Source organism: Cupriavidus sp. 22TCCZM04-2, assembly GCF_057798895.1.
In genome coordinates this window covers 187,334-194,471 of the sequence record NZ_JBYOJS010000013.1, presented here as the reverse complement: position 1 = coordinate 194,471, position 7,138 = coordinate 187,334, and the positions used below count along the sequence as shown (strand labels likewise).

Genomic DNA, 7,138 nt, shown 5'->3' with positions numbered 1-7,138 from the left:
CCCTCCATGTCAGGATAGTTGTCGCCTCGCTGCCTTTCGATGAAGGACAATGGGGGGCGGTAACGGTTGGAAGATGAAGCCTTATCCGGCGGAGTACAAAGAATGGGTGGTCGAGCAGATGAAGCCGCCCTTGAACCGGTCGGTGGCGGAGTTGGCCAGGGAGACAGGCATTACAACGGTGTGCCTGCGCAACTGGCGCAACGCGGCCCGAGAGCAAGGAAAGGTTGTGCCAGGCAACGGCAAACAAAGTGATAAGTGGTCCAGTGCGGACAAGTTCCGAGTGGTGCTGGAGACGGCGCCCCTGAGTGAGGCGGAGCTGTCCGAATACTGCCGCAGGAAGGGTATTCAGCCGGAACAGATCCGGGCGTGGCGGGCCGCGTGCGAGCAGGCCAATGCCAAGACACCAGACAAGCCTGACCTGGCGCAGCGCCGCGAGGAACAGGCGGCTCAGAAGCGGATCCGGGATCTTGAGCGCGAACTCAAGCGCAAGGATGCGGCGCTGGCTGAGACAGCAGCGCTGCTGGTGCTGAGAAAAAAAGCCGAGGCGATCTGGGGAAGGGACGAGGAAGACTGATCAACGTCTCGGATCGCCGCGATGCCATTGCGTTGATCGATGAAGCGGTAAAGAGCGGTGCACGCCAGTCCAGGGCCTGCGAGGAACTGGACTTGAGTGAGCGCACCTTGCAGCGCTGGCGCCATGCGCCAGAGGATGGCCGCCCGGGAGCGCAGCGCCCGGTGCCGGCGAACAAGCTCAGCGAGGCAGAACGGCAGGCCGTGCTGGCAGCGGCCAACCAGCCTGGCTACGAGAGCCTGACGCCGCACCAGATCGTGCCGAAGTTGGCCGACGAGGGCCGCTACCTGGCGTCGGAATCGACGTTCTACCGTGTGCTTCGGGCTGCAGGGCAGAGCCGGCGACGTGGACGCAGTCACAATGCCAAGCCCCGCGCGCCGACCACGCATCGTGCAGACGGTGCCAATCAGGTGTGGTGCTGGGACATCACGTGGATGCCCACTACGGTGAAGGGTCGCTTCTTCTACTGGTACATGATGCAGGACATCTACAGCCGCAAGCTGGTGGTCAATGAAGTGCACGAGAGCGAGTCGGTGGAGCATGCCCGCCGGCTGCTCGAACTGGGCTGTCTGCGCGAGCAAACGGCTGGGCGGCCGCTGGTGCTGCACTCTGATAATGGCAGCGTCATGAAGGGGCTGAGCATGCGCGCTGCGATGCAGGATCTGGGCGTGGTGCCGTCATACAGCCGCCCACGCGTGAGCAACGACAACGCCTATGCCGAAGCGTTGTTCCGTACGGCCAAGTACTGCCCGCTGTGGCCCGAGAGGCCATTCGATACGCTGGAACAGGCGCGTGAATGGGTGCATCGGTTCGTGCGTTGGTACAACGAGGAGCACCGTCACAGCGGGCTGAAGTATGTCACGCCGAACCAGCGGCACCGCGGGGAAGCGATACCCCTGCTGGCGCGACGAATGGTGGTGTATCAGGCTGCGCGCGCCCGGCACCCGCAGCGCTGGTCGCGGGGAATCCGGAATTGGAAGCTGGATCCAGTGGTCTACCTGAACCCCGAGCGGGCTGAGCTGGAGCCTAAGGAGTACCGGAAAGCAGCATAGCGGCGGACGCGACAACTACCTTGACACACGCCGGATCGAGATACTGAAAACCAGCATTCTCGACAAGAAAACGAACAAACGCATTGACGGTATAGTGGGAAACAATTTCTCCTCCTACGTGCGCGATTATGATTTCAGCGTCTTACTTCCAGAGCACAACGTCAATCGACCGGATTTCAGCACGCCAGACAATTTCGGCGACTTGCATGGAAAGCTGTTCAAGCAATTTGCTAACTCAAGCACTTACAAGGAGTGCTTCAACAAGCCGCCTGTCATCTGTATCAGCGCGTCGACCAGCAAGACCTATCAGCGGACCGGGAACCAGCACCCCATATTGGGAGTCGAGTACCAACAGAATGAGCTGTCCTCGACCGACCAATACTTCGCAAAAATGGGGATGAAGGTTCGATTTTTCATGCCTCCGAATGGCGTTGCGCCGTTGGCTTTCTACTTTCACGGCGACCTGCTGGGCGACTACACGAATCTCGAGTTGATCGGCACCATCAGCACAATGGAAACCTTCCAGAAGATTTATCGTCCCGAAATTTACAACGCCAATTCTGCAGCAGGGAATCTCTATCAACCGAGCCTGAAGAACCAGGATTACTCGTTGACGCAGATTGTCTACGACCGGGAAGAACGCAGCCAGTTGGCTGTGAAACAGGGGAAGTTTGCGGAGGAGCACCTCATCAAGCCGTACAAGGGCGTCCTTGAACAGTGGGCTGCCAATTCCTCGCTCTGACCAGCCCCAATACACAAACCACTCTTCATGAAGAAGCGGTCCCGACGCACGTTCGTCACACCCATCATTGTTTGAAAGGAATCCTCAGATGTTTGAAACCTCCATTGCCGGCAGCCTGCCGAAGCCCGCCTGGCTGGCTGAAACCAACAAGCTCTGGCCTCAGTGGAAGGCTGAAGGCGATGCACTGCGCCAGGCCAAGGCCGATGCAACCCTGCTGTGGATCAAGGCCCAGGAAGACGCCGGTCTGGACATCGTTTGCGACGGCGAGCAATCGCGACAGCACTTCGTGCACGGTTTTCTTGAGCAGGTTGAGGGCATCGACTTCGAGAACAAGGTGAAGATGGGCATCCGCGACAACCGCTACGACGCGATGGTGCCGCAGGTGGTGTCGGCTCTGCGCCTGAAGGGCCGAGTGCATGACTTCGAGGCGCAGTTGGCGCGAGCGCACACGAAGAAGAAGCTGAAATTCACCCTGCCCGGCCCGATGACCCTCGTCGACACCGTAGCGGACCGCTTCTACGGCGACAAGGTCAAGATGGCCTTCGCTTTTGCCGAGTTGCTCAACCAGGAGGCCATGGCGCTTCAGGCTGACGGCGTAGACATCATCCAGTTCGACGAGCCCGCCTTCAATGTCTACATGAAAGACGCCGCCGACTGGGGCGTGCAGGCGCTCGAGCGCGCGGCTCTGGGCTTGACCTGCACGACGGCGGTGCACATCTGCTACGGCTATGGCATTAAGGCCAATACCGACTGGAAGAGTACCCTGGGCGACGAATGGCGCCAGTATGAAGCGGTGTTCCCCGCACTGGCCCGCAGCAGCATTGATCAGGTAAGCCTGGAATGCATCCACTCCCATGTGCCGCCCGACCTGATGAGCCTGCTGGTCGGCAAGGACGTGCTGGTCGGCGTGATCGATGTGGCCAGCGACGTGATTGAAACACCCGAGGAAGTGGCTGACACCATCGGCCGGGCGCTGGAGTTCGTGCCAAAGGAGCGGCTGTTCCCGTGCACGAATTGCGGCCTGGCGCCGATGGCGCGGGACGTGGCGTGGCGCAAGCTGGAAGCACTGGCAGCAGGCACACGGCTGGCAAAGGAGCGACTCACCACGGCATGACGCACACTCGGTCGTTGCGACCAGTCATCTTGGTCGCGCCGTCGGTGGCGCGACACATCCCGCGCATATTGGAATCGACCAGCTTTTCCATCGGGCGCGCCGCAGCTTAGCTTCGCAGGGCAAACCTTGTGATGCGTTTTCCTTATCACAATCCGCGCTGCGGGTCCAAACTGGACGGACTCAATTCGACTTTATCCCGACATGCCCCAGGCTAGCCATGCCCGAACACGACGAATCTGAACTCGACATCCCCCTTCGTGCCGAACTTGCTCGTCCAGCGAACCTCGACTGAAATTCATCTTCGATTCCGCCATTAGTTCGCTTATCCACTAGCCCCGTCTTCACCTCCAAACGGGGAGGGTGGCTCAAATGGATCGAGAAGGCTGACCATCCCACCACCACTGGCGGAGGCGTCCCCGCTCAATGGGTCGCCCATGCACCGGCGCGCCACCTCATTCCGGTCTACCAGGCGCGGTGCAACGCAGATCAACTACGCGATCAGCATCGGCAATCGCGGAACGTATCATTGCAAGTCTTCGGCGGTCCGACGATCTGAGCACTCCCGACTAACGGATTTGCCCCATGATTGCGGAAGCAATGCCTGGCCGGCCGGCCCCGTGCGCTTGTGCTGCTGCGCACGGGCCTTTGCACTACGGCAGCACAGGCGGCGAATACTGCAGGGTTCCGGCCAGGGCCCACAGCAAGAGCAGTACCAGCGGCGTGTGAGTAAGAAATTGCGCGAACGTGAAGCCCACGAGGTCGCGAGCCTTCAGGCCGAGGATGCCGAGCAGCGGCAGCATCCAGAATGGATTGATGAGGTTGGGCAGCGCCTCCGCGGCGTTGTAGATCTGCACGGCCCAGCCAAGGTGGACATGGAGGTCATTGGCAGCCTGCATGACGTACGGCGCCTCGATGATCCATTTCCCCCCACCGGACGGCACGAAGAAGCCTAGCACGGACGAATAGACGCCCATCATCAACGGATAGCTCTCGGCTGACGAAATGCCGACAAACAGCGTCGAAAGATGGTGCGACAACGATGCGCCGTCCGGCCCCTGCGCCGTGGTCATCATGCTGGCGATTGCGCCGTAAAGGGGGAACTGGATGAGCACCCCGGCAGTAGCCGGTACCGCCCTCGCCACCGCATCAAGGAAACTGCGCGGTCGCCAGTGCAGCAGCATTCCGACCAGCAAGAAAATCAGGTTGTAGGTATTCAGACCCGAGATCGCCACCAGCAGCGGCTTGCCGGACAACTCATGCCACACCCATCCCGTCCCCAGTGCCACGAGCGCGATCGTCAGTATCGGGCTGTGTTCCAGCCACTCTCCTGGACGCCTGCTGACCAGCGCGGAACATTTGGCTGGCTCTATGACGACACCGAGCTCGGAAGCAGTCTTTGCGCGCGACGGCCCCGGCGCGGTCCAGTACGCGACTAGCGTCGATACCATGAGCAGTACCGCCGTCACGACCAGGCTTTGCCACAGGAAGATGGTCTTACTGAACGGAATCACCCCGGTAATCTGTAGCAAGCTCGGTGGAATGCTTGCCGGGTTCGCCTGCAATTGAGCCGCCGATGAGCTGAGCCCCATCGCCCAGGTCGCGCCAATACCGAGATATGCCGCAGCTCCGGCCGCGCGATAGTCCATGCGCAGATCGGTACGTCGCGCCAGTGCCCTTGCCAGCAACCCGGCGAAGATCAGGCTGATAGCCCAGTGGAGCAACGACGCCACCACGCTGATGAACGCTACATAGGCGACGGCTGAGCGCCCGTTTCGCGGCACCTGGGCCGCTCGCTCGACAAGCCGCGCTATCGGCGGGGAGCTGGCGATGACATAGCCAGTAATGGCGACCATCGCCATCTGCATCGTGAAAGGGATCAGGCTCCAGAAGCCGTTCCCGAACGCGACCGACACCGCGCCCGGCGTGGCACCGATAGTCATCGCGCCCAACGCAACCGCCACCACGGTCAGTGCGACGAACACGTAGGCGTCCGGATACCACTTTTCGCACCAGCGGGTCACACGTAGCGCCAGCCGTTCAAGTGCCGGGGTATCGGGAGCGGCGCTGCCGATCATGGCGCCACCCGCCTGTGAATCCCGCGGCACAGGGGTGGCCGCGGCAATTTCCTCTTGTCGTGACATGGCTGCATCTCCTTCCGTTCTATGCATGCTGGCCCACCGCCATCCCGGCGCGCCGAGTCGGCAAGCCCATCCCCAGCGACTGCTCCAGCAGGTAGGTCGCACCGAGCAGATCGAAGTCGCCACGAGGACGGCCCATAAGCTGAAGCCCGACCGGTCGGCCGTCCGCTGTCAGGCCGACCGGGATCGAAATCACCGGACAGCCGGTCAGGGTTAGCACGAAGGTCAAGTACATCCAGTCGATGTACGACTGCAGCGGCTCTCCATCGATCTCCGTTGGGAATCGCTGCGCCACCGGGAACGGCGCCACGGCGACCGTCGGGCACGCGAGGACGTCGTAATCTCGAAAAAACGCGGCCACGCGCTGGAACAGTTCACCGCGCAGACGTTCGGCGCGGGCAACGTCGGCACCGGTTTGATTCAGGCCCTTCTCGATGTTCCAGATGATCTCGTCACAGATCTGCGGGCGGTATGCATCGAGCAGCGGCCCGCGCACCGCGGCTACGAGATTGGCACGCAAGGACTGGAAGGACTCAAATGCTCCTGTAAAGTCCGGATGCGCGGCATCCACATCCGCGCCGAAGTCGGCGAACCGCAATGCCGCATTCCGGCAAAGCGAGGCAACCTCGGCCTCCACCTTTCCGACGCCCAGGTTCGTTGAGAACGCCACCCGCGCCGGCGCGCGTGGCTCGGCAATTGCCCGTACAAATGGAGTCATCGGCGCTGGCCACGACAGCGGATCACGCATGTCGAAATGGGCCTGGGCGTCGAGCATCAGTGCGACGTCCGCCACGCTGCGTGCCATCGGGCCCTCGACCCAGAGCGGGTCGTACGGCATCACGGAAGATGGACGCGGCACCCGGCCGACGCTCGGCCGCATGCCCACGATCCCACAAAAGCTGGCCGGAATTCTGAGGCTGCCGCCGAGGTCATTGCCTGTGGCGAGCCAGACCATTCCCGCGGCAAGGGCCGCGGCAGAGCCTCCGGAGGAGCCGCCCGCCGAGAGCTTCGGGTCCCAGGGATTGCGCGTGGCGCCGAAGACGGTGTTGAAGGTATTGGCGCCGGCGAATTCGGGCACATTGGACTTGGCGACGGGGATGGCGCCCCGGCCTTCGAGGTTGGACACCGTGAGGTCGGAGCGCGCAGCCAAGTTGTCGGCGTAGATCGGCGAGCCGTAGGTGGTGGGCGCGCCCGCCAGGTCGTTGTAGTCCTTGACGGCGATCGGCAGGCCGGCAAGCCACCCGGGCGCCTCGCAGGTCGCTGCGTCCGGCTTCGGGAAGTCACGTGCGGCCGCGCGCGCCGACTCGAAACGTCGGATAGGCAAGGCATTGATAACAGGATCGACCGCCTCGATGCGAGCGATGGCGGCGTCAACCAGATCCAGCGGTGACAGCTCGCGCCGCTTGAGCAGCCGGACCGCGTCCGTGGCGCTGAGGTCGCAGAGGGAATCGCTTCGCTCGCGCGGGGTGTCCGCGATGTCGTTGATGCTGGGGGTGCTGGTCATGCATGTCTCCTGTCTGT

The 7,138-nt window shown here is 62.2% G+C and carries 4 protein-coding genes and 1 pseudogene; 3 read left to right on the top strand and 2 right to left on the bottom strand.

The annotated features are described in order from the left end of the window. Nucleotides 1-73: 73 nt before the first annotated feature. The 3 genes and pseudogenes from AC3FKG_RS19785 to AC3FKG_RS19775 all read left to right on the top strand — a co-directional run bounded on the left by AC3FKG_RS19785 (nucleotide 74) and on the right by AC3FKG_RS19775 (nucleotide 3,479). Nucleotides 74-1,623 (top strand): IS3 family transposase gene (locus AC3FKG_RS19785; protein ID WP_488742417.1). Its coding sequence is split into 2 segments (ribosomal slippage): nucleotides 74-560 and nucleotides 560-1,623, totalling 1,551 coding nucleotides; the frame shifts between segments, so codons are not numbered across the junction. Nucleotides 1,624-1,657: 34 nt separating this feature from the next. Next, a pseudogene (locus tag AC3FKG_RS19780) lies at nucleotides 1,658-2,365 on the top strand (putative oxygenase MesX); the annotation flags it as partial. Nucleotides 2,366-2,453: 88 nt separating this feature from the next. Next, entirely contained in the window at nucleotides 2,454-3,479 is a 1,026-nt protein-coding gene (locus AC3FKG_RS19775; RefSeq protein WP_483713540.1) for a methionine synthase, read from the top strand. 650 nt (nucleotides 3,480-4,129) lie between these two features. Here the strand turns inward: AC3FKG_RS19775 and AC3FKG_RS19770 are convergent. Beyond that, nucleotides 4,130-5,554 carry a short-chain fatty acid transporter gene (locus tag AC3FKG_RS19770; RefSeq protein WP_483714466.1) on the bottom strand — a complete coding sequence of 475 codons (1,425 nt, stop codon included), beginning with the start codon at nucleotides 5,552-5,554 and terminating at the stop codon, nucleotides 4,130-4,132. 85 nt (nucleotides 5,555-5,639) lie between these two features. After that, nucleotides 5,640-7,121, bottom strand: coding sequence for an amidase (locus tag AC3FKG_RS19765; RefSeq protein WP_483713539.1), 1,482 nt, complete (start codon nucleotides 7,119-7,121; stop codon nucleotides 5,640-5,642). Nucleotides 7,122-7,138: the final 17 nt, after the last annotated feature.